The 22,348-nt window shown below is 46.0% G+C and carries 17 protein-coding genes; 13 read left to right on the top strand and 4 right to left on the bottom strand.

Features of this window, described 5'->3' with window-relative positions:
- Positions 1 to 213: 213 nt before the first annotated feature.
- The gene (locus ACOMA8_RS05275) at positions 214 to 549 is read right to left on the bottom strand and encodes a hypothetical protein (RefSeq protein WP_421369130.1); all 336 of its coding nucleotides are present in this window, start codon (positions 547 to 549) and stop codon (positions 214 to 216) included.
- A gap of 602 nt (positions 550 to 1,151) precedes the next feature.
- Complete coding sequence (locus ACOMA8_RS05280; RefSeq protein ID WP_421369132.1) at positions 1,152 to 2,966, bottom strand: M3 family oligoendopeptidase; 1,815 nt, start codon at positions 2,964 to 2,966, stop codon at positions 1,152 to 1,154.
- A 227-nt stretch (positions 2,967 to 3,193) separates the two neighbouring features.
- Here ACOMA8_RS05280 and ACOMA8_RS05285 point away from each other — a divergent pair, with 227 nt between their 5' ends.
- The 4 genes from ACOMA8_RS05285 (at position 3,194) to ACOMA8_RS05300 (ending at position 6,559) form a co-directional block, all read left to right on the top strand.
- On the top strand, positions 3,194 to 3,697 hold the full coding sequence (locus ACOMA8_RS05285) for a VanZ family protein (RefSeq protein WP_202622145.1): 504 nt from the start codon (positions 3,194 to 3,196) through the stop codon (positions 3,695 to 3,697).
- A 195-nt stretch (positions 3,698 to 3,892) separates the two neighbouring features.
- A complete protein-coding gene (locus ACOMA8_RS05290) occupies positions 3,893 to 4,621 on the top strand; it encodes a YebC/PmpR family DNA-binding transcriptional regulator (RefSeq protein ID WP_161898441.1) in 729 nt (242 codons plus the stop codon).
- Between the two features lie 111 nt (positions 4,622 to 4,732).
- A complete protein-coding gene (locus ACOMA8_RS05295) occupies positions 4,733 to 5,425 on the top strand; it encodes a YoaK family protein (RefSeq protein WP_161898442.1) in 693 nt (230 codons plus the stop codon).
- A gap of 105 nt (positions 5,426 to 5,530) precedes the next feature.
- A complete protein-coding gene (locus ACOMA8_RS05300) occupies positions 5,531 to 6,559 on the top strand; it encodes an AI-2E family transporter (protein WP_161898443.1) in 1,029 nt (342 codons plus the stop codon).
- 77 nt (positions 6,560 to 6,636) lie between these two features.
- Here ACOMA8_RS05300 and ACOMA8_RS05305 read toward each other — a convergent pair whose 3' ends face one another.
- Positions 6,637 to 8,046 carry a L,D-transpeptidase family protein gene (locus ACOMA8_RS05305; protein ID WP_161898444.1) on the bottom strand — a complete coding sequence of 470 codons (1,410 nt, stop codon included), beginning with the start codon at positions 8,044 to 8,046 and terminating at the stop codon, positions 6,637 to 6,639.
- 239 nt (positions 8,047 to 8,285) lie between these two features.
- On the bottom strand, positions 8,286 to 9,284 hold the full coding sequence (locus ACOMA8_RS05310; RefSeq protein WP_161898445.1) for an L-lactate dehydrogenase: 999 nt from the start codon (positions 9,282 to 9,284) through the stop codon (positions 8,286 to 8,288).
- Between the two features lie 646 nt (positions 9,285 to 9,930).
- Here ACOMA8_RS05310 and pth point away from each other — a divergent pair.
- From pth to ftsH, 9 genes are all read left to right on the top strand, one after another.
- A complete protein-coding gene (gene pth / locus ACOMA8_RS05315; protein WP_161898446.1) occupies positions 9,931 to 10,494 on the top strand; it encodes an aminoacyl-tRNA hydrolase in 564 nt (187 codons plus the stop codon).
- A 49-nt stretch (positions 10,495 to 10,543) separates the two neighbouring features.
- On the top strand, positions 10,544 to 14,074 hold the full coding sequence (gene mfd / locus ACOMA8_RS05320) for a transcription-repair coupling factor (protein WP_421369139.1): 3,531 nt from the start codon (positions 10,544 to 10,546) through the stop codon (positions 14,072 to 14,074).
- A gap of 163 nt (positions 14,075 to 14,237) precedes the next feature.
- Positions 14,238 to 15,827: a putative polysaccharide biosynthesis protein gene (locus ACOMA8_RS05325; RefSeq protein ID WP_161898448.1), complete on the top strand. Its 1,590-nt coding sequence runs from the start codon at positions 14,238 to 14,240 to the stop codon at positions 15,825 to 15,827.
- 7 nt (positions 15,828 to 15,834) lie between these two features.
- The gene (locus ACOMA8_RS05330) at positions 15,835 to 16,098 is read left to right on the top strand and encodes an RNA-binding S4 domain-containing protein (RefSeq protein WP_161898449.1); all 264 of its coding nucleotides are present in this window, start codon (positions 15,835 to 15,837) and stop codon (positions 16,096 to 16,098) included.
- Between the two features lie 163 nt (positions 16,099 to 16,261).
- The gene (locus ACOMA8_RS05335; RefSeq protein ID WP_161898450.1) at positions 16,262 to 16,717 is read left to right on the top strand and encodes an FtsB family cell division protein; all 456 of its coding nucleotides are present in this window, start codon (positions 16,262 to 16,264) and stop codon (positions 16,715 to 16,717) included.
- Positions 16,718 to 16,858: 141 nt separating this feature from the next.
- A complete protein-coding gene (locus tag ACOMA8_RS05340) occupies positions 16,859 to 17,341 on the top strand; it encodes a S1 domain-containing RNA-binding protein (RefSeq protein WP_161898451.1) in 483 nt (160 codons plus the stop codon).
- A 326-nt stretch (positions 17,342 to 17,667) separates the two neighbouring features.
- On the top strand, positions 17,668 to 19,119 hold the full coding sequence (tilS, locus tag ACOMA8_RS05345; protein WP_421369145.1) for a tRNA lysidine(34) synthetase TilS: 1,452 nt from the start codon (positions 17,668 to 17,670) through the stop codon (positions 19,117 to 19,119).
- A gap of 186 nt (positions 19,120 to 19,305) precedes the next feature.
- Entirely contained in the window at positions 19,306 to 19,854 is a 549-nt protein-coding gene (hpt, locus tag ACOMA8_RS05350) for a hypoxanthine phosphoribosyltransferase (protein WP_161898452.1), read from the top strand.
- A gap of 183 nt (positions 19,855 to 20,037) precedes the next feature.
- The gene (gene ftsH / locus ACOMA8_RS05355; protein ID WP_421369148.1) at positions 20,038 to 22,176 is read left to right on the top strand and encodes an ATP-dependent zinc metalloprotease FtsH; all 2,139 of its coding nucleotides are present in this window, start codon (positions 20,038 to 20,040) and stop codon (positions 22,174 to 22,176) included.
- Positions 22,177 to 22,348: the final 172 nt, after the last annotated feature.

Consider the following 22,348-nt stretch of genomic DNA (forward strand, 5'->3'; position numbering starts at 1 on the left):
AGGATTTCGGGTTTTTTTCAACAAAAAAACTAGCCACTCGCAGACTTCGTTGAGTTTCGGTGGCTAGTTTTTTGTAAAAGCATCCCTACACACGCCTTCTGCTTTTTCACATTGCCCGAAGAGCTTGAAGAGAGTGATTTTCAAATTGCAAAAAAGGCATTGGATTTCTGCGAGATTTGGGGGGATTTCTACTGACAGTATTATCTAACATGGTTAACGATACAAAAGCTGATACATACGATAAGGTCTGTTTCGTAGTATTCCGGAAAAAACGTGGGGCGTAGATTCGAGACTAATAATTTCATGGCCATCACGTTGAAAAGCCACCAGCAAGGTATCCAGAAAAATGGTATCGCCATAGTCCAAATTGATAGAGTTGACGTCTTCTGGTGGCTCTAGAGGAATAGAAAACAAGTAGACATGGGTGAAATCGTCTTTTGGTTTGATGATCTCGTCGGCCTTTGAGTTTTGATACATCTCCCAAGCCAGTCCTTTGGCTTGGGTCGTGGTCTCTCTGAGTTCGTTAGAAGCTTCGATGGGTTCTTGCATAAATATGCTCCTTATCCTAATTGTGCAAAAGAATATCGCAATAGGTAGTTTAACTGAGTGACAGTTGTTCACCATAAAAACTGCCGAAATGCTGTTTGAAGGGGACTGGCAGCAGTTGAGACAGTGACGAAAAAATCTGCTTTGGTACCGGGTATCAGCTGGAGTTCAGTTTGAATCAAGATGGTTAATTTTTCAGGAGACAATGTGGTATTGACTCGATAAAGCGTGGTACTGTAGTTGGTCCATCCTCCTGCCTAAATCAAGGCACCGGTGCCTCGAATCTCAGGATTTCTACATTGAAAACAACAAACAGATTGAGAATGATGGTGTTCTCTTGGTTGCGGCCAAGGCTATTTGGAGCTCGTGAGATCGGATAACCGATTTTTTTCGTAGAGTTGCAATGGAAAACGCCTAAGAAGTCACGGAGCTCTTGCTGATTTTTTGCAGGTACTTTCTTGAACTAGACTATAACGGAGCGCTTCTTTCCAATATGAGATATCGTTTGTAGTATAGTCGCATCCGAGTGAAAAGACGATTCCCAAGCAAAATGGGAACCTGAAAAAATGTTTTGCTAGAGGTTAGTTACTGTTGGAAAGAGACAATCACTGTTGTGGCAGATAGTCTTCACTCAATTGCAGGAATTCGGCAATGTCGGCTTTCAAAATGTCGATACCTGCCTGCCAGAAGTCTGGCTTGGTCAAATCGGCATCTAAGTGTTTTGCTGCCAATTCTTCGGTGGTCATTGCGGCAGTATCCCGCAAAAGAGCAATGTATTTGTCTTCAAAACCGGTACCTTCTGCTTGTGCTTTGGCATAGATTCCCAAGCTGAAGAGGTAGCCAAAGGTGTATGGAAAGTTGTAGAAAGGTACTTCATCAATAAAGAAATGCAGTTTTGCTGACCAGAAATGTGGGTGCCAGTTGCCTAAACTGTCACAGTAGGCTTCTTTTTGAGCGGCCAACATTTTTTCAGTAATCTCAGCAGCAGACACTAGACCCGCTTGCCGAGAGTGATAGAAGTCTGTTTCAAAGATAAAGCGGGCGTGGATGTTCATAAACATGGCAATAGCGTTTTGCATTTTGATGTCCAACAAGTTGAGTTTTTCTTCAGGGGTTGCTGCCCCTTTCAAGTTGGCATCTGCTACGATCAGTTCGGCAAATGTGCTGGCAGTTTCTGCGACATTCATGGCATATTCTTGGTTCATAGCCGGTAGATCCCACATGACTGAGCTGTGAAAGGCGTGTCCAAGTTCGTGGGCGAGTGTTGCGACTTCACCGACAGCATTGCCGTAAGTCATGAAGATGCGAGATTCCCGAGTTTCTGGCAGCGCTGCGCAATAGCCTCCCGGACGTTTGCCGGGGCGATCTTCGGCTTCAATCCAGTTCTTTTCAAATGCAGACTGGGCAAAATCCGCCATCTTAGGACTAAATTGGTTGAAATGTTGGATGATAAAGGCAGCGGCTTCGTCAAAAGTGAAGGTGCGTTCTTTGAAATCGCCGACGATTACCGGCGCGTCTTGGTCTTGCCAGTCCAATTTTTCCTTGCCCATCAAGGCAGCTTTACGGTTTAAAAAGTCGACAAAAGGTTGCTTGTTGTCGCTGATAGTCTGCCACATGGCATCAAGAGTGGCTTTTTGCAAACGATTGTACTCTAAAGGCTGTTTCATAAAATCCTCGACGCCGTGCAGTTTGTAGTTGGTCAGCCGGAAGCCGTCCAAGTGATTTAAGGTATCGGCGAACAAATCTGCTGGTTGACTCCAAGCTGCTTCCCACTTAGCAAAGAGGTCGGCCCGGACTGTGGGATCGGGATTCCCCATCATTTTGTTGAAGGCCTGACCGGCAGAAAGCTCCACAGTGGTACCGTCTGCTTGAGTAAAGGGGATTGTAATGGTAGATACCAGAGTAGCGTAATGTGCTGACCAGGCGCTTTGACCATCAATCGCCAAGTGGCTGATGATGTTTTCTTGTTCTTCGGGCAGAGATTCACTGCCGTTGCGCCGCTCTTCGTTAAGGCGGAAAGCCACGGGAGCAAGGCGAGGGTCAGCCAGCAAGGCTTGCCAGCGGTCAGCAGCGCAGGCGGAAAATTTCAGGGTCAGTGGCACAGTCGCTGCTTGGTAAAGAGGATAGAACTGGGCCAATTGTCCGGCTAATACTTTGGCTTTGGCATCGTTGACGTTTTGACTGAGCAAGGCTTCTACAAAGGTGCCGCACTGGCTCAAACCGTTACCTACTATAGTCATTTCTGCTAAAATATCTGCCAACTGATCGGCAGCATTTTCTGCTGTGAGATCCACTTTTTTAATCATGAGGGTCAGTGTTTCAATCTGTGTTTTTAGCTGATTCAGGCGTTCTTGAAATTGTGGCGAATCACTGCCGCCAGGGAAGATACTGTCCAGATCCCAATTAAGTGAGTAGTTCATGAAGGATTCCTCGTTTCTGATTTTTGTCACGCAGCAACAGCCCTCTCATAATAGGGCTCTTGCGACGATTTTACGAATATTCTGACGTCCATAGTATAGCATAATCCGCCGCAACTGCCGTCTTTGAAGACAAACGTGGTAGAATGTAGGAAATGAAGGAACACCGGTAGCTGTTTTTTTTGGATATCAGCTGCTGGCAAGCTTGTTCCCGTAAATGAGGTGAACCATTGAAAAAACTACTCAAGCAGCCAAACTTTTATTTTGCCATTGGAATTTTAATCATGGCAATTTTATTTTATTCGTCTTCTATGACGTATGAACAACAGTCGCAGGTGGGGCTGATTGACCGAGTCTTGGCCAGTGAGCCTTTTAAAGAGCAGCTTTCTGGGATTCGTTTTTCGTATGCCGGCAAAGAGCAGAGTATCGCTGCCAGCGGCTATGGGAAATTTATCGAGTTTTTTATCCGTAAAGGGGCGCACTTCTTCACTTATTTTGTAATGGGAGGCAGCTTTTGCATCGGGCTGTATTTGAAGATGAAGCATTTCTGGTGGGGTGGCTTTTTTGCTTGGCTAGCCGCTACTGGTTATGCGGGAATGGATGAGTTTCACCAGCAGCTCACCGGTGGTCGGACACCGCTTTTTGAAGACGTCATGTTGGATTCTGCGGGAGCGTTGACGGCTGTTTTAATCGTCCTCATCGTTTTATTGCTACGAAAGAAACGCTTGCGATGAAGTGTTCAAGTACCAGGACTCGCAAAAGTAAGACAGCAGCAGACCGGCGTATTTGAAAATTTTCTGCAAAGGTCTACAATAAAAGAAGAGCATAAGCAATCAAGGAGACGGCAGCAGACGCTGAAAAATCATGATGCAACGAAACCTACTGATCAGCAGCTGATTTTCGCCTCTAAGAATTAGGAGGAAACGGAAATGTCAGGACATAGTAAATGGAACAATATCCAAGGAAGAAAAAATGCGCAGGATGCCAAACGAGGAAAGGTCTTCCAAAAATTGTCGCGGGAAATCTATATGGCAGCCAAAGCCGCGGGAGGAAATCCTGAAGATAATCCAGCACTGCGACTTGTGATGGACAAGGCAAAAGCCGCCAATATGCCAAATGACAATGTGGAGCGGGCTATCAAAAAGGCAACGTCTGCTGGCGAAGGGGAAAACTATGACGAAATCGTTTATGAAGGTTATGGTCCCGGTGGTGTAGCTATCTTAGTACATGCACTGACAGATAATCGTAACCGGACAGCTACCAATGTACGGGTGGCCTTTACTCGTAACGGCGGCAATCTGGGTGAAACCGGTTCGGTTAGCTACATGTTCGACCGCAAAGGCTATATCGCTATCGAGCGGGCAGGGCTGTCTGTCGATGAGGATACTATGCTGGAAGATGTTATTGAAGCTGGTGCCGAAGATATGTTGACCTCGCCAGAAGTTTTTGAAATTTATACAGCGCCGGAAGACTTTGCCACAGTGAGAGATCAGTTGGAGCAAGACGGCTTCACGTTGGCTCAAGCAGAGCTGACAATGGTTCCCCAGACAACTGTGGTGTTAGATGCCGAGAAAAAAGAACAGCTGCAACAGTTAGTGGACAAACTAGAAGACGATGATGATGTTTCCGAAGTGTATACCAGTTTGGAAGAGGACTGACTAGAAGAGACCTTTGTAGTAGAGACTTTACTTTAGGTGAAGCCGGATTGCTGTCCTATGATAAAACGGCAAGCAAGAAATTGAGATTAGAGAGAAAGTGCGGGTCTGGTTGTGAGAATACCGAAATTAGTCGATAAACGTGTCGTAATCCATGAAAGCCTACCGATTGGAATCTTATTGGCGATGGCTGGTGGCTTTTTGGATGTCTATACTTACCTCTTTCACGGAGAGGTATTTGCCAGTATGCAGTCAGGAAATGTAATTTTATTGGGAATCAGTGTGGCACAGGGGAAATTTCATCTAATTATTCGCTACCTGGTGCCCATCAGTATTTTCATGGTTGGCATCTTTGCAACGGATTTTTTAAAGCATAAGTTTCCGCGTCGGCAGTTTTTGATCTGGCAGAATGCTGCGGTTCTCATTGAATTAGTAGGGGTCTTTTTTGTTGGACTTTGGGCACACCACGCCAGCAATTTAGTCATCAATTCGGCGCTGTCGTTTTTTGCGGCGATTCAGTACGCCACGTATCGTCGTTTGGCAGGGCTGCCCTATGCTACGACTATGACTACTGGCAATCTCCGCTCCATCGCTGATTACTGCTATGCCTGCTTCTTCACTAAGGATCCCACGGCTACTTTCAAAATTAAATACACCTCAGTAATCGTCGCCGGCTTTTTTGGTGGGGCAATTTTGAGTACGTTGATGGCACCACTGTTAAAAGGCCGGGCGATTTGGTGTGTCTCTCTATTGTTAGCTGCTGTTTTGGTAATCAGCTTAAAAAATCAGGAACGACCTGTTGTCTGAGCGCTGTGGAAGTTAACGCTGCCAGCTGTTTAAAAGCAACTGGAAAAAACAAGTTATTGTTGCGGCAAATTGGTTGCCGTTGACTAAAAATAGTGAGGTGAGCGCATGACGATTTACCGACGATTTGTCGAAAATGTAAAACTGCGACGTTTTTTCGTGCTGCTAAGTGTGGTGTTGGTATTGTATCTAGCCCGCAGTATGATTACGACAATTTTGTTGACCTTTATTTTTACCTATTTATCTATCCGTTTAGTGAAAGTCGTTCAACGCTTTATCGGCATCAAGACCTCGGTGATTAGCCTGCTTTTATATGGTAGTATTTTGGCGCTGTTGTATTTTGTTTTGACGAAATATGTGCCGCTGCTACTGCGGGAAACGTTGCGGATGGTGGATTCAGCAGTCGATTTTTATGAAAGTCAGCCGGCAGGATCCAATCAACTGGTAGCGTATATTCAGCAGTATATCCAACGAAGCGACTTCATGGACCAGTTAAAAGGCGGTGCAAATTTTGTCTTTGGCTACTTGCAAGTCTTTGGGGAGTTGGCTTTTGCCTTTGCTATGTCCTTTTTATTGAGCTTCTTTTACATGATTGAACTGGATAAAATGAAGAGCTTTACCCGCTTGTTTCTGACTAGCGAGTTTGATTGGTACTTTAAAGACCTGTACTACTTTGCTAAAAAATTTATTGAAACATTCGGTGTGGTGTTGGAAGCACAATTTTTTATTGCGGTGGTCAACACGGTACTGACACTGATTGGTCTTTCGGTGATGGGCTTTCACCAATTGCCGAGTTTGGGATTGATGGTCTTTTGTTTCAGTTTAATCCCGGTAGCCGGCGTCATCATCTCGTGTGTGCCGCTGTCGTTTATCGCTTATTCCCAAGGCGGACTGAACGATCTGATCTTTGTATTGGTGATGATTCTGGTGATCCACCTCTTAGAAGCTTATGTGCTCAACCCGAAATTCATGTCCAGCCGAACAGAATTACCGATTTTTTACACCTTTGTGATTCTGCTGGTGGCTGAACGACTTTTTGGTGTCTGGGGCTTAATTGTAGGAATTCCAGTCTTCACCTTCTTCTTGGATATTTTACGAGTCAAGGCAATTCCCGAAGAATCGGAAAACGGTGAGTGAGACAAGTGAGCTCTCAAAAAGCAAAAAAGCAGGGACAACCGCTGATTATGACGCGGTTGTCCCTGTTTTTTTATTCATCAGAACACTAAAACCGGTGTTCCTTCTTCGACGATTTCAAAGAGTTGCTTCATGACTTCCGGTGGAGTGTTGATACAGCCGTGAGAGCCGTGGGTCAAGTAGCGGTCACCACCATAAGCAGATTGCCAACTGGAGTCGTGAAGACCGACACCTTCCCAGTCGATAGGCATCCAATATTCTACCGGTGTTTCGTATTTTGAGCCGTCCTCGTTTTCGCCGCGAAGAGTTTCTTTGGTCTTTTTGTCCCAGACATAAAAGACACCAGCGGGAGTTGAAAATTTCGGTGGTCGGCCCGTTACGATGTCCGTTTCCAATGCGACGGCACCATCTTTGTAATACCACATGTGTTGGCTTTCCATATCGACTTCGATATAGGTATTGCCTACCATCGGATTTCCTGCGCTGGCACTGCCTTTGGTAACTGGAGTACGGGTGAAAGATTCACCATTTAAGATTGCTTCAGTTAAAGCATCCGTTTCGGTATCTACTTGAATTGTCCAACTCAAGGTCCCGGCAGGAACGCTGACATCGCCGCGTTTTGTGCTCTTAAAGGTCGTTGGATTAGTAGAAGTATTGTACTTGTCACCCAATGAACTCACATAGGCTTTGACTTTGTCACGATCCAAGGTAACTTTGCCGTCTTTGTAATTCAACCAGTCAGCGATTGAAGCAACTGGAATCTGGAAGGTTTCCCCGTTGATCTTGTAGTAACCTTCAACTTGGGCCACTTTGTTCAACTTGGTCATTTCCTGTTGCAAAGATTCGTCGTTGGCATGGACTTTCGGCTGTTGGGTGTAGTCCAGTAGTTCCATAGATTCTTTGTCATCATTGACTGCTTTTTTCAAATCGTCAGTGACTGCTTGGACATCCACGGAGTTCCCATTGACTTCTGGTGTGATGGTGAAGCCATTTTCGCCTTTGGTCAATGTTGCGTCTTGTGTTTTGGTGCGGCTTTCATTGAGTGTTGTCAACTCGTTTTTGATTTGATCGGCAGCTTGGTTCAGCTCCTGTTGGTCAATGGACAGCCCATTGATTTGAGCGTCTTCACCGGCAAAAACATAGGCTACGCCCCAAGACCACTGGCTCTGCTTTTGCATGAGTTTGGACAGGTCGTTGCTGAAATCTGTCTTCAATCCCAACTGTGACAAAGGCAGTGTTTTCCACTCCTTACCGTCATCAGTGATAGTAAAGGAAGATTCTTTCGTGGCCTTTTTCAATGCGGCGTTAGCCTCAGCAACAGTCATTCCGCTGATATCGGTCTCATTTATTTTGGTATTCGGCAAAAAGCGGTCCGAGTAATTGCTGGCGTAAACGCCGTAACCTGTGGTCAACCCAACCAACAGGACCAACAACCCGATAATCACATACTTTTTCTTTCCGCTCTTTTTGCGTCGTGAGCTTCTGGACATAGGCTTAACTCCTTATATGTAATGATTTCAAGTTACAAGTCTTAATTCTAGCACAATAATAGCATGATTTGGTCAAATTACTAGCAACTTGTTCTATGCTAAAGAGAATATTTAAGAACTCACCGTTAACAGAGAAATACAACAGGAAAACGGCAGCGATCCTCTAAAAAAGACAGAAAAAAACCGGAAGCTGCCGCGGTCGGTCAAGCTCCCGGTAAGGATCTGTGCAGGTGACGGGATTATTTCCCAGCAGCTGCATCTTCTTCAGCCAATTTTTCAAAGGCTTGATCCAAGATTTCTTTTAACTGCTTAGCAGAAGCGTTCATCCGGTCTTGTTCAGAGTCGGAAAGCTCAATTTCAATGACTTGTTGGACACCTTGTGCATTTACGACAGAAGGTGCACCGATATAAATGTCTTTTTGGCCGTATTGGTCGTCCAAGTAGACTGACAATGGGAAGATGGCTCCTTCATCGTCCAAAATAGCGCGAGTAATCCGAGCCAAGGCTACTGCGATTCCATAGAAAGTGGCGCCTTTTTTGTCGATGATGGTGTAAGCTGCATCACGGACACCAAAGAAGAGGTTAACCATAGCTTCTTCATCCACGTCAGGATTGTTTTTCACCCATTCGTAAATTTGCAGGCCGCCGACATTGGCATGTGACCATACTGGGAATTCAGAGTCGCCGTGTTCTCCCAAGATGTAAGCATGGACGTTACGCGCATCAACGCCGACCATTTCAGCGATTTTTTGACGGAAACGTGCAGAGTCCAAAGAAGTACCGGATCCGATAACCCGTTCTTTAGGGAAACCTGAAAATTTCCAAGTTGCGTAAGTCAAGATATCTACTGGGTTGGCAGCTACCAAAAAGATTCCGTTGAAACCAGAAGCAACGATTTGCGTTACAACGTCACGGTTGATCTTCAAGTTTTTGTGCACCAGATCCAAACGTGTTTCGCCTGGTTTTTGTGGTGCGCCGGCAGTAATGACGACCAAATCGGCATCGTGAGCATCGGCATAAGTTGCAGCATAGATTTTCTTAGGAGAAGTCCATGCCAAAGCATCTGTAAGATCCAGTGCGTCACCTTCAGTTTTCTTGACATTGATGTCCACGATCCCGACTTCTTGTGCAATATTTTGGGTAACCAGGGCAAATGCATAGCTGGAGCCGACTGCGCCGTCTCCTACCAAGATGACTTTTTGGTGGTCTTTCAAAGCTTTATTTTCAGTGTTCGTCATGACTATTTCCGTCCTTTCGCATATTGAATATGTCTTGTCTTTCACTAACCAAAGCAATCGTATCATTTACCTTTTGGTTTGTCATGTAATATGCCTTTGAGTGTAACAGTTTATTTAACTGTATTAATTTTGATAAGGGTTACATTGGCAAGGTATAGGCGATTTGTGAAATAATTATAAAGACACAGATTTCAATTATCAAAAATGAAAGCGGTACAGTTTGGAGCGAGAGGGTTTTCTAAATGAACTAGCCAATTTTTATTTGAGAACTGAAGAAAGTTGGAAAAGATTCGCAGATTTTTTCAGATAGAATAGCCAGATAGAGCAGATAGCTGGCACACTGCTAGTGACGCCAGCATGCCAACAGTAACTCACCAGAAATTTTAGTTAGGGAAGTTCTTCTATAGGAAAGCTTTAAAATGGAGAGAAAACCACATTAAAAAAGAGCGGAAGCGTAGCAGATGCGCGCATTTTCTTAAAGAAACCCAAAACCGCTGGATAAGGCAAGTCAGATTTCGGCAAGCTGTGCTATAATCGAAAAAAGCGCTGATCTGGACTGGAGAATTTATTCTCCAGCCTTTTGTGCTGTTTGCAAGTCTTGCACAAATACAGCCGATACTTATGAATCAAAGGAAGTTTTGACTACATGAAAATGATCGTAGGTCTGGGTAATCCCGGTCGAAAATATGAAAATACGAAGCACAATGTCGGTTTTATGACAGTGGACCGCTTAGCTGCCAGTCATGGGGCTGTTTTTAAAAGCAACCCATTTCAAGCAGAAGTGGCGGATTTTTTTGTCAATGGCGAAAAAATCCTGTTGGTGAAACCGCAGACCTTTATGAATGAATCCGGTCGGGCGGTGGGACCGTTGATGACCTACTTTGGTATCGAAACGCAGGAGTTAGTGGTGGTCTATGATGACTTGGATTTGGCTTTAGGTAAGCTGCGATTGCGGCAAAAAGGATCAGCTGGCGGACATAACGGTATGAAGAGTATCATTTCTCATCTGGGGCATCAGGAATTCGACCGTATCAAGATTGGTATCGGCCGACCACAGCCGAAGATGACGGTAGTAAATCACGTCTTGAGCGGCTTTAGCAAAGAGGAACAACCCCTTTTAGAAGATAGTCTGCAACGAGCGACAGCTGCCTGCGAATTTATTATGGAAACCAGCGATTTCACCGCTGCCATGAACCGCTTTAACGGCTGATAAGAAGAGAAAAGATAGTCAGGATGACAAGAAAAGAGCAGGTGAACCGATGGATTTGATCCAAGCAATAGGACAGACAGATCTGGTAGCTCAATGGCAGCGCCAGATCAAAGAAGGGCAAGCACGGCAACTGCTGACTGGTTTGGCAGGATCAGCCAAAACACTGGCGCTGGTTTCTGCCTACGAAAATTTTAAACGACCTATTTTGGCAGTGACGCCAAATCTCTATTATATGAATCAACTCGCTGATGATCTGCGGAACGTCTGCGAGGATGTTTTTGTGTACCCGGTGGATGAAGTCTTATCAGCGGAAATGGCTTTTGCCTCACCTGAAGCTCGTATCGACCGCATCCATACGTTAAATGCGATTGCAGCTGAAAAGCCGGGAATCTACGTGGTTCCTCTGGCGGCACTTCGAAAATACTTGCCCCAACCTGAAACTTGGCGCAATGCCCAGTTTCGCTGGGAAATCGGCAGCGAATTGGACTTAAAGGACCTGCCGCAGCAATTGGTTCTGATGGGCTATGAGCGACAACAAATGATTATGAAACCCGGGGAGTTCTCCATTCGGGGCAGCATTATCGACATTTATCCTCTTACAGCGGAATATCCGGTGCGGATCGAACTCTTTGACGTGGAAGTGGACTCGATGCGCTATTTCGACGTGGAAACTCAGCGCTCGCTGGGCAATGCCGAAGCCGTAGTGATTACACCGACGACTGAGCTGGTCTTTTCTGCTGAAGATTTGGCAATTGGTGCAGCTAGTTTGCAGGAACTGTTGGACAAACGGCTGGCTGTTACGAAAGAAGCGGTAGATAAAAGCTTTTTAGAAGAATATTTTGGTCAATTGCAGACTTCTTGGCAGGAAGGGGTTCCGGGCGAAAATGCCCAGTTTTATCTGGATCTTTTGTATCCGGAAAAAAGTGGCTTGGCGGATTATTTCCCTGATGAAACAATTTTGATTGTAGACGACTATCCGCGAATCATGGAAACCGACCGAGAGATTCAACGAGAAGAAGCCGAGTGGCAGACGCAGAAAATCAGCGAGCTGCGAATCTTTTCCGAGCAGACATTTGGTCGCAACAGCCACGATTTTTTCCGAGATGAAAACTTCATTACGACTTATTTTGCCCTTTTCCAAAAAGGCATGGGGAATCTGCGCTTTTCTTCGATACTGAACTTCCAATATCGACCCATGCAGCAGTTTTTCAGCCAGATGGGGTTGTTAAAGACCGAAGTTGACCGTTGGGAAAAGCAAGGGCAGACGGTGATTTTCCTGGTTTCCGACAGTGAACGGGCCAAAAAGCTGGAAGAGAATTTCCGAGATCATGACATCTATGCAGTGTCGGCAGCCGCTGATCGATTGATTAGTGGCCGCAGCCAGATTGTTGAAGCGCAACTGGCAAATGGCTTTGAAATGCCCCAAGACCACTTAGTTGTGGTGACAGAAAAAGAAATCTTCCAACAGGTTAAGCGTAAAAAAGCCCGCCGCCAAACCATCACCAACGCCGAGCGACTAAAGAGTTACAACGAGCTGAAGCCGGGTGATTACGTGGTTCACGCCAATCACGGGATCGGTAAATATGTCGGTATGCAAACGCTGGAAGTTGATGGCGTTCACCAAGATTACTTGACGATCCTCTATCAAAACGATGACAAGCTCTTTATTCCTGTGACGCAGCTGAATTTGATCCAAAAATACGTAGCCTCCGAGTCGAAATCACCGAAAATCAATAAATTAGGTGGTAGTGAGTGGAGTAAGACGAAGCGAAAAGTTACTGGTAGGATTGAAGACATTGCGGATGATTTGATTGCTCTGTATGCCAAGCGGGAAGCTGAAAAAGGCTATGCGTTTGGACCTGACGATGCCTATATGAAAGAGTTTGAAGATGCCTTTCCTTATACAGAAACAGAAGATCAGCTTCGCAGTACAGCCGAGATTAAAAAAGACATGGAACGGCCGCGGCCAATGGATCGCCTGCTGGTGGGGGATGTCGGTTTCGGGAAGACAGAAGTTGCCTTGCGGGCGGCTTTTAAAGCGATTAAAGAAAACAAACAGGTGGCCTTTTTGGTGCCGACGACAATCTTGGCCCAACAGCATTATGAAACGATGATTGATCGCTTCGAGGGCTTCCCGGTAAATGTGGGGCAGCTCAGTCGTTTCCGCACCAAAGCTCAGCAAAACGAGACCATTGAGAAGATGCGCACGGGTCAGATGGATATTGTCGTGGGGACACACCGCCTACTTTCAAAAGATGTGAAATTTGCTGATTTAGGCTTGTTAGTGATTGACGAAGAACAGCGCTTTGGCGTGAAGCATAAAGAACGCTTGAAACAGCTGCGTTCTCAAGTGGATGTGTTGACGTTGACAGCGACGCCTATTCCACGGACGCTGCACATGTCCATGCTGGGGGTACGGGATCTTTCGGTGATTGAGACGCCGCCGGAAAATCGTTACCCGATCCAGACCTATGTGATGGAAAAAAATCCCGGTGCTGTTCGGGAAGCAATCCAGCGGGAACTGGCGCGAGGGGGACAGGTCTTTTACCTTTATAATCGCGTGGAGACGATTGAAAAGAAAGTCGACGAATTGCAGATGTTGGTGCCGGATGCCAGGATTGCTTACGCGCATGGGCAGATGACTGAAATTCAGCTGGAAAACACGCTGTTTGATTTCATTGAAGGAATGTATGACATCTTAGTGACGACAACAATCATCGAAACGGGAGTGGATATTCCTAACGTCAACACGTTATTTGTGGAAAACGCCGACTATATGGGATTGTCCACTCTGTATCAACTACGGGGACGAGTTGGCCGTAGTAACCGGGTGGCATACGCTTATTTCATGTATGAGCCGCAAAAAGTTCTGAATGAAGTCAGCGAAAAGCGCCTGCAAGCTATCAAAGATTTCACTGAACTGGGCTCCGGCTTTAAGATTGCGATGCGAGACCTCTCTATTCGTGGGGCGGGCAATTTGTTGGGAGCGCAACAGCACGGGTTCATCGATGCAGTCGGCTTTGATATGTATTCACAAATGCTCAGTGAAGCAGTCGCGAGAAAACAAGGCAAGAACACCCAAAATGAAAAAACTTCAGTGGAAATTGATCTGGGAATCGACGCCTACCTGCCGGGCACTTATATTGAAGACGAGCGGCAGAAAATTGAGATTTATAAGCGCATCCGGGAAATGGAGACCGAGGACAATTTAGACGAGATCCAAGATGATCTGCTGGATCGTTTCGGAGAATTTCCAGATGAAGTCTCGCATCTGCTGACAGTCGGACAGATCAAGATGGATGGCGATCGCGCGCTTTTGGAAACCGTCCGCAAAGTCGGCGATAAGATTCGCTTTATCCTCAGCAAAGTAGGGACCAAGACCTATACTGTGGAGCAGTTGTTCGAAGCTCTCGGTGCTACCCGGATGAAAGCAGGGATGGCGATGGATAAAGACAAGATGACCATCACCTTGACTATCGACAAAAAAATGACCGAAGCAATCTGGCTCCATGAAGTACAAGAGTTCGTTAAAGCACTGCGAGCAGAAAAATATAAGAGTAAACCAGTAACAGCTGAATAAGCAAAACTGTGGAGAAAGCGGGAATTTTCCAGCTTTGAAAGATACCGTCGCAAAATTTATAAAAGTGAGCTTCATAGTTGAGGTGGGAACACTTCTCTGAGAAAAACTAACGGGATCCGTCTGACAAAAGACCCGTTTAATCCAATGAAAAGGCGGTGAATCGATGGCAAAAAATCAAATGCAATCCATGATGCAGGGAGCCTTTGTCCTAACGGCGGCTTCCTTTGTCGCCAAACTGTTGAGTGCCGTGTATCGCGTGCCCTTTCAAAACTTAGTAGGCGACGAAGGCTTCTATGTTTATCAGCAAATTTACCCAATCTATGGCTTGGCGATGACATTAGCGCTGTCGGGACTGCCGCAATTCATCTCGAAGTACGTCGCTGAACAAGAAACACCAAAAGCCCAGCAGACGGCCATTCGCAAACTGTATCCTATTGTGTTGGGTGCCGGCGTATTATTGTTTCTGCTGACTTTTCTCGGAGCAGCCCCTCTGGCTTATCTGATGGGAGACCGGCAATTGGCACCGTTGATTCGAGTGGTTTCTTTTACCTTTTTATTCGTGCCGATACTCTCCTTTTATCGAGGGAGCTTTCAAGGAAATCTGCTAATGATCCCCACCGCGGTTTCGCAAGTGGCGGAGCAGTTGGTGCGAGTGGCGGTGATATTGGGAGGAGCTGTTGCTTTTCGTCAATTGGGATTGACCATCTATCAGGCGGGAACTATCGCCATGTTCGGAGCAATCTGCGGCGGTGGTGTAGCGGTTCTCATTTTGTTGTATTATCAAAACAAGATTAACGGCCGTCAGCTGGGACTGCGGGAAATACAGTTGACACAGCGTTGGGATAAACCGTTGATTCGTCGCTTCCTGCTAGAAGGTGGTTTAGTTTCCATGTACAGCGGCTTTTTGATTTTGTTTCAATTAGTCGACTCATTTTTGGTAGCCAATGCACTACAAGCACAAGGATTGTTGCCCCAGGTGGCTCGTGTAACCAAAGGGGTTTATGACCGAGGTCAGCCGCTGGTCCAACTAGGTTTGGTGGTGGCCGGCGCCCTCAGCTCAACTTTTTTACCCGCCTTGACCAAATACTTGTTGGGTAAAAACCGCAGCCGCTTTTTGAGCACCACGAAAATTTATTTGCGTTTAACCGCCAGTATTTCGTTAGCTGCGGCAGTAGGTTTGGCGCTGCTGATGCCGTTTATTAACTTCGCGCTTTTCAAAGATGCGCAGGGAAATCTGCCATTGGTCCTCTTCGTTTTTGCGGTATTTCTGATGGGGATGATCCAAGCCTATCAAAGCATTGCCCAAAGCCAGAACCATTTTCGGATTCCGTTGAAGGCAGCAGCTTGGGGAGTATTGATTAAAGTGATCGCTACTTGGCCCTTTACTCGTTTTCTGGGAACCGCCGGCGCCAGTTTGGCAACGTTGCTGGGACTGACCGTAACCCTTTTGTATTTGATTCGCAGAGAAGACGAGGCAATCAATTCTTTTTGGCGAGAGCGACACTTTTCACGGAAATTGTTGCGTTCCACCGGTGCCATGATTATGATGATATTGGTCTATTATCTGGTATTGGTGATTATTCTGGATCCCCGTACCCACCGCCTCAGCACGTTACTGATGGCTATTGGCGGCGTCTCAGTCGGTGTCACCGCGTTTGTTCGCTCAGCCATTCGTAACCAATTGTTTACTGTCCGGGAGTGGCTTTTGCTGCCTTTCGGTAAAAAAATACTCACCTTCAAATTGAGAAAGTAGGGAAATTATGCGTTTAGACAAATTTTTGAAAATTTCACGGATCATCAAACGCCGTCAAGTCGCCAAAGAAGTGGCGGACAAAGGGCGGATTATGATCAACGGCAAGTTGGCTAAATCTTCTTCCACCGTCAAAATTGGAGACGTCTTGACCATTCAATTTGGCAACAAAACATTGGAAGTCAAAATCGTGGAATTGCATGAATCTACCAAAAAAGACGATGCTGCCAAAATGTATGAAATAATTGCCGAGAAACGGAATGAAGAAGCCTAGATTTCCGTTAGACAACATAAACTATAGTTGGTATAATAAGAAAACAGTGGGAGCATAGTACCTCGACCGATTGGCAAATGCTGTTACAACAGCGTTTCAAACGTCGGGTGTTGCTGGATTTCACATACAGTTGTAGCAAAGTAAAAGTAAGGAGACTGACGTCATGACGCAAAAGCCCCAAACCAACGTGGCTCGCTTGGATAACGACTATGCCAAAGAACAGACAGCGCAATTGATCAAAGCACATCGGCAAGCAGTTTTCCGTAGACGCCGCCTGGGACTGATTTCCATTGTCGCAGCTGTCATCTTCGCTTTTGTAGGCTTTCAACTGTATAACGATTATCAGCAGGTGAAAAAGCTCGAAGCAATTAAAACCGAGACAGTTGCCGATCACGAAATCGTGGCCGCTAATGTCAAAGAATTGGAAGCCGAAGTTGCCCGCTTGAATGACAAAGATTACGTGGCTAAGTTGGCCCGCAGCCGCTTCTTTTATTCCAAAGACGGTGAGACGGTCTATCCGCTGCCAGATCAAAATGCTTCAAAAGCTGACAAAGAAGAAGCAAAAGTTCAAAAAGCTTTGGATGATACCCATTCGTCTACCGCTGCTGAAAAGCAGTAGAAATATAGGATCAACCCGGATCCTGCAGCCCCTTGCTTTTTAACGATAGTTGCAGTGGGACAATCGTCTTTGTTTCCCGCTGCGGGTCATCAGAAAAGTGTGGTCGTTGTCGGTCCCATAAAATAGGAGGAACATTTGTTAATGGCAATCGAAGTAGGAGCAAAACTTCAAGGAAAAGTGTCTGGTATTACCAATTTTGGTGCGTTTGTTGATTTAGGGGAAAGAAAGACCGGTCTGGTCCACATCAGTGAAGTCTCTGACGGCTACGTGAAAGACATCAATGACGTGTTGAAAGTCGGCGATGAAGTGACTGTTGTCGTGACCACAGTGGGCAACGATGGCAAAATCGGTTTGTCGATCCGTAAAGCACAAGACAAACCGCAACAGGAAAAACGGGAATTCACGAAAGCTCCCGCCGGTAAAGCACCGGCTCGCAGCGGTCAGAAGAAGCCTTTCAATCGTAGTGGCGGCAACCAAAGTCGCGGCGGCGGTTTCGGCAATGACAGCAAGCAAGACTTCGATTCCTTGATGAGTTCATTTTTGAAGGATTCCGATGATCGTCTATCCTCTTTGCGCCGCAATACAGAAGGCAAACGGGGCGGACGCGGCGGACGCCGAAACTAACGTATAGAAAATAAATAGTCATATTCGACAGGATGAGAGGCCTCGGTACGCAATAGCGTCCGAGGTCTTTCTTTTGCTTTTGATTCACAAGAAGGTCCGCTTTTGCACAGAACCAATCTTGGTTAGATAGAAGCCTGTTGCGTGTTGCAGGTGGCAAACTCGTTAACAGCAGACACCTGATCAGAAGGCGAGGCTGCCGATTAGTCAGCGATTTTTCTGATTCAAAGTTGTCGCTCACGTATCTCAGTCTGTCTATTCGCTAGTTGGGACGTTATAATAGAAATAACAAATAAAAAAGTCATGTCGGTGCAGTTTCGGAGGTATTCATGGAAGAGTTGGCACAGGGGTTTTTGCGACAGGGAAAAGAAGAGAAGCTTTGGCAGCCGGGAAGTCGAATTTTGGTGGCAGTTTCTGGTGGTGTGGATTCGATGGTGTTATTGCAGCTGTTGGAACTGGTGCAAGCAACAGAGTCTGAGGTTATGCTGGCAGTCGCCCACGTCAATCATCAGCTGCGGGAAGAATCTGCGGAAGAAGAGGCGTATTTGCGCGGGTATTGTGAGAAACGGGGCATTCCGCTGTACATCCGACGCTGGGAGAGTCTACCGGTCAGCGGAATGGAAGAAGCGGCGCGGGAATTTCGCTATGCTTTTTTCCAGGAACTGATGCAAGATCATTACTTTGATACGCTGATGACAGCACATCATGCAGACGATCAGTTGGAAACGATGCTGATGAAGATGATGCGCGATGGCAATGTTCAGACTGCCGGCGGGATGCGCAAACGTCGGGCCTTTGGAGGCGGACGTTTGGTGCGACCGCTTTTAGATATTCCCAAAAAAGCGCTGATTGCTTATGCCAAAGCCCACGAAATCCACTATTATGAGGATGCCACCAACTATCTGCCACAGGTACAGCGAAACCGGGTAAGGCAGCGAATCGTACCGCCAATGAAAGAGGAAAATCCGCAGCTGCTGGCTCATTTCGGAAATTTGGCGCAGCAGTTACAGTGGCTGACAGATTGGCAAGAGCAGGAGTTGCAAAAATGGTACCGTCAATATGCAGAAGTCAAATCTGAAAGTCTGCGCCTGCCCATTGCTCCAATCGTGTCCCTTACTAAAGGCCAGCGCTATTTTACCTTGCAGTATTGCGCCAAAGCGATTCGGCAAAATTGGCAAGTAACAGTCAATGACGAACAGCTGAACCAAATTTTGCGCAGCTTGGAGTCTGGGCGACCTCAGTGGCGCGTAGATTTAACCGGTGGTTGGCAATTTCGTGGAGAGTATGACACCTTGATTTTTGGCCCTGCCAGCTTGGCAACAACTCCTGTGGTGACGTCAGAGGTTTCTGAGCAACAGATTCGCGTAAAAATGGGGGAAGGGACATATCTTTCCCAAAATGAGTGGGTAGGGTTTTTGGCTATGGCGCCAGATCCTGTCACGGGTAATCTTTACATCAATCCGGATGATATTCCTGAAAAAGTCAAACTTTGGTCAGAGATTGATCAACCTTTACCGATAAACTTCCCTACTGAGGCAGTGTTTCGCAAACGGCGAGATGGTGACCGAATTCAGTTGACCCCGTCTCTCAGAAAGAAGGTTTCTCGCATCTTTATCGACAAAAAAACACCCAACGAAATGAGGGAACGTTCCTGGGTGATGACCACTGTCGATGATCAGGTGCTGGGCGTGTTGCCGCAAGCCCTTTCTTATTTGAGTATTGCCCGGGAAACTGATAAAATACACTACAGACTTCTTTATAAATATCGAAAAGAAGAATAGCATGTGTCTGAAAACACCGATGATAGATAGTTTGGTTTTTTTTCACCAAGATTCTGTTCCAAGGTCTCGTTTATGGCGAGTGTGGGCGTGTGGAGCTTGGTTTTAAAGAGAATTTTCAAAAAAGATTTTTCATTGGAAGATTTGGACGCATTCAAGTAAACCAACTGCTGGAGGGAGCACATACGGATGCTGGAAAAAGACATCGAAAAAGTCCTTGTGACACGTGAGGAAATCAATGCGCGCTGCGAGGAATTAGGAAAACAATTAACTGAAGAATACAAGGACAAAAATCCTTTGGTGATCGGCGTATTGAAAGGCTCGATTCATTTTATGGCCGATATCTGTCGCGAAATGGATTGTTATTTGGAACTTGATTTTATGGACGTTTCCAGTTATGGGAACGCAACGGTTTCTTCTGGCGAGGTACGGATTTTGAAAGATTTGGATACTAACGTGGAAGGCCGCGACTTGTTGATTGTAGAAGACATCATCGACTCGGGGCGAACATTGGCGTATCTGGTAGATCTGTTCAAATACCGTAAAGCCAAATCTGTCAAAATCGTGACACTGTTAGACAAACCAGAAGGCCGTGTGGTGCCAATCGAAGCTGACTATATCGGCTTTGATGTACCAAACGAATTTGTTGTGGGTTATGGTTTAGACTATGCAGAACAATACAGAAACCTGCCGTATGTAGGTGTACTGAAGCCTGCTGTCTATCAATCCGCTGAATAAGGCAAAAAAATCCCATTTGTCGTCAAAAAAGCTTCGGCTAATGGGATGAAGGTCGATTTAGTGACAGAATTATTGGGAGTTATGATACAATAAAATGGTCAGGATTGATAAGACAATTTAAGAAATAGCTGGAGGACGCAGGCACGTTTTTCAGCGTAAAAAATTCAGCCGAGGAGGACGAGCATGAACAAGAAAAATAACGGTATTCTAAAAAATACCTTGTATTATGTACTCGTGCTGTTGGCGATGTTCACCATCGTCTATTTCCTTTTGGGAAATGGCGGTCAACAATCGCCGGATATCGAGTACTCCACCTTTAAAGAACAGCTGGCAGACGGAAAAATCAAAGACTTTTCTGTGCAGCCAGTGAACGGTGCTTACAAAATCACCGGTCACTACAAGGAAAAACAAGAAGTAGCTAATAACAATGGCCTCAGTGTGTTGGGCAGTACGGCAGCAGAGACCACTAATTTCTCCACTATTATCCTGCCAAATGACAGCACATTAAAGGAAGTCACTGATTTAGCTGCTGATAGCAATGTTAAGACAGTGATCAAAGAGCAATCCAACAGTGGCATGTGGCTGAGCCTGTTGGTAAGCTTCTTGCCATTGGTAATCTTCATCTTCTTATTCTATATGATGATGGGGCAACAAGGTGGCGGTGGCGGTGGTGGCGGCCGAGTGATGAACTTCGGCAAGTCCAAAGCCAAAGAAGCCGACAAGAAAGCTAACCGAGTACGTTTCTCTGACGTTGCCGGTGCAGAAGAAGAAAAACAAGAACTGGTGGAAGTCGTGGAATTTCTGAAAGACCCGCGGCGTTTCGTTGAACTGGGTGCCCGCATTCCTGCCGGTGTTTTGCTGGAAGGACCTCCGGGAACTGGTAAAACATTATTGGCTAAAGCAGTTGCCGGTGAAGCTGGCGTGCCATTTTACTCTATCTCCGGTTCGGACTTCGTGGAAATGTTCGTCGGGGTCGGTGCCAGCCGTGTGCGTGACTTGTTTGAAACAGCTAAGAAAAATGCGCCTGCTATCATCTTCATCGATGAAATCGATGCGGTTGGTCGTCAACGTGGTGCCGGCATGGGCGGTGGCCACGATGAACGGGAACAAACGCTGAACCAATTGCTGGTTGAGATGGACGGATTTGACGGCAACGAAGGCGTAATCGTCATCGCTGCAACCAACCGTTCCGATGTCTTGGATCCAGCGCTGTTGCGTCCGGGACGTTTTGACCGTCAGATTTTGGTAGGTCGTCCAGATGTCAAAGGTCGGGAAGCAATCTTGAAAGTGCATGCCCGCAACAAGCCATTGGCAGAAGATGTTGATTTGAAAGTCGTTGCCCAACAAACACCAGGTTTTGCTGGTGCTGATTTGGAAAACGTCTTAAACGAAGCAGCCTTGGTTGCTGCTCGTCGTAACAAGAAGAAAATCGATGCCTCTGATATCGATGAAGCAGAAGATCGGGTCATCGCTGGCCCAGCTAAAAAAGACCGCGTCATTTCCAAACGGGAACGGGAAATGGTGGCTTATCACGAAGCCGGCCATACAATCGTCGGTTTGGTATTGAGTCGGGCGCGTGTAGTCCACAAAGTAACGATTATTCCTCGTGGCCGCGCCGGTGGTTATATGATTGCATTGCCAAAAGAAGACCAGATGCTGATGACCAAAGACGACATGTTCGAACAAATCGTAGGTCTTTTAGGTGGTCGGACAGCCGAAGAAATCATCTTCAATGTCCAATCTACCGGAGCTTCCAATGACTTCGAGCAAGCGACTGCTTTGGCCCGCAGCATGGTAACAGAATACGGGATGAGTGAAAAACTTGGACCGGTGCAATATGAAGGCAATCACCAAGTCTTTATCGGTCGGGACTATGGCCAAACCAAAGCTTATTCTGAACAAATTGCTTTTGAGATTGACCAAGAAGTGCGTAATATCTTGAATGCCGCGCATGCAAAAGCTCGTGAAATCATCGAAACTCACCGGGCACAACATAAACTGATTGCAGAAAAACTGTTGGAATTTGAAACACTGGATGCCAAAGCAATCAAGTCTTTGTTTGAAACTGGTCAAATGCCTGAAGGATCAGAAAAAGACGAATACCCGAGTGAAAAGGCGCAAACCTTTGAAGAAGCCAAACGTGCGTTGGAAGAAAAGGATGCTGCCAAACAAGCAGAAGAAAAGAAAGATTTTGATGAAGCCAAAGATTATTTCAAAGCTGAATCTGATGAAACTCGTCTGAATGCTGACGAAGAGATCAAAGATGTCAAATCTGATATCGACCAAGAACAAAAAGATATCGACGATGAAAACAAATTCTGATCATAAAGAAACGATCTGCCAACTGTCATGGTTGGTGGGTCGTTTTTTTTGTGACATCTTGTTAAACAGGGTTGCTGAAGAGCCAATTTTTTGCCGTACCAGAGGAGAAAATTGAATGTACCAGTGACAGAATGAAGGGTGCTTAGTTGCGAAATTTTTAAGAAAACGGCAT

Origin of the sequence: Enterococcus infantis (assembly GCF_049166715.1) — a bacterium.
Classification (GTDB): Bacteria; Bacillota; Bacilli; order Lactobacillales; family Enterococcaceae; genus Enterococcus_C; species Enterococcus_C leclercqii.

Coding starts and splice junctions, on each gene's coding strand:
- ACOMA8_RS05275 (WP_421369130.1), bottom strand. CDS start 549: ATGCAAGAACCCATCGAAGCTTCTAACGAACTCAGAGAGACCACGACC.
- ACOMA8_RS05280 (WP_421369132.1), bottom strand. CDS start 2,966: ATGAACTACTCACTTAATTGGGATCTGGACAGTATCTTCCCTGGCGGC.
- ACOMA8_RS05290 (WP_161898441.1), top strand. CDS start 3,893: ATGTCAGGACATAGTAAATGGAACAATATCCAAGGAAGAAAAAATGCG.
- ACOMA8_RS05300 (WP_161898443.1), top strand. CDS start 5,531: ATGACGATTTACCGACGATTTGTCGAAAATGTAAAACTGCGACGTTTT.
- ACOMA8_RS05305 (WP_161898444.1), bottom strand. CDS start 8,046: ATGTCCAGAAGCTCACGACGCAAAAAGAGCGGAAAGAAAAAGTATGTG.
- ACOMA8_RS05310 (WP_161898445.1), bottom strand. CDS start 9,284: ATGACGAACACTGAAAATAAAGCTTTGAAAGACCACCAAAAAGTCATC.
- pth (WP_161898446.1), top strand. CDS start 9,931: ATGAAAATGATCGTAGGTCTGGGTAATCCCGGTCGAAAATATGAAAAT.
- mfd (WP_421369139.1), top strand. CDS start 10,544: ATGGATTTGATCCAAGCAATAGGACAGACAGATCTGGTAGCTCAATGG.
- ACOMA8_RS05325 (WP_161898448.1), top strand. CDS start 14,238: ATGGCAAAAAATCAAATGCAATCCATGATGCAGGGAGCCTTTGTCCTA.
- ACOMA8_RS05330 (WP_161898449.1), top strand. CDS start 15,835: ATGCGTTTAGACAAATTTTTGAAAATTTCACGGATCATCAAACGCCGT.
- ACOMA8_RS05335 (WP_161898450.1), top strand. CDS start 16,262: ATGACGCAAAAGCCCCAAACCAACGTGGCTCGCTTGGATAACGACTAT.
- ACOMA8_RS05340 (WP_161898451.1), top strand. CDS start 16,859: ATGGCAATCGAAGTAGGAGCAAAACTTCAAGGAAAAGTGTCTGGTATT.
- tilS (WP_421369145.1), top strand. CDS start 17,668: ATGGAAGAGTTGGCACAGGGGTTTTTGCGACAGGGAAAAGAAGAGAAG.
- hpt (WP_161898452.1), top strand. CDS start 19,306: ATGCTGGAAAAAGACATCGAAAAAGTCCTTGTGACACGTGAGGAAATC.
- ftsH (WP_421369148.1), top strand. CDS start 20,038: ATGAACAAGAAAAATAACGGTATTCTAAAAAATACCTTGTATTATGTA.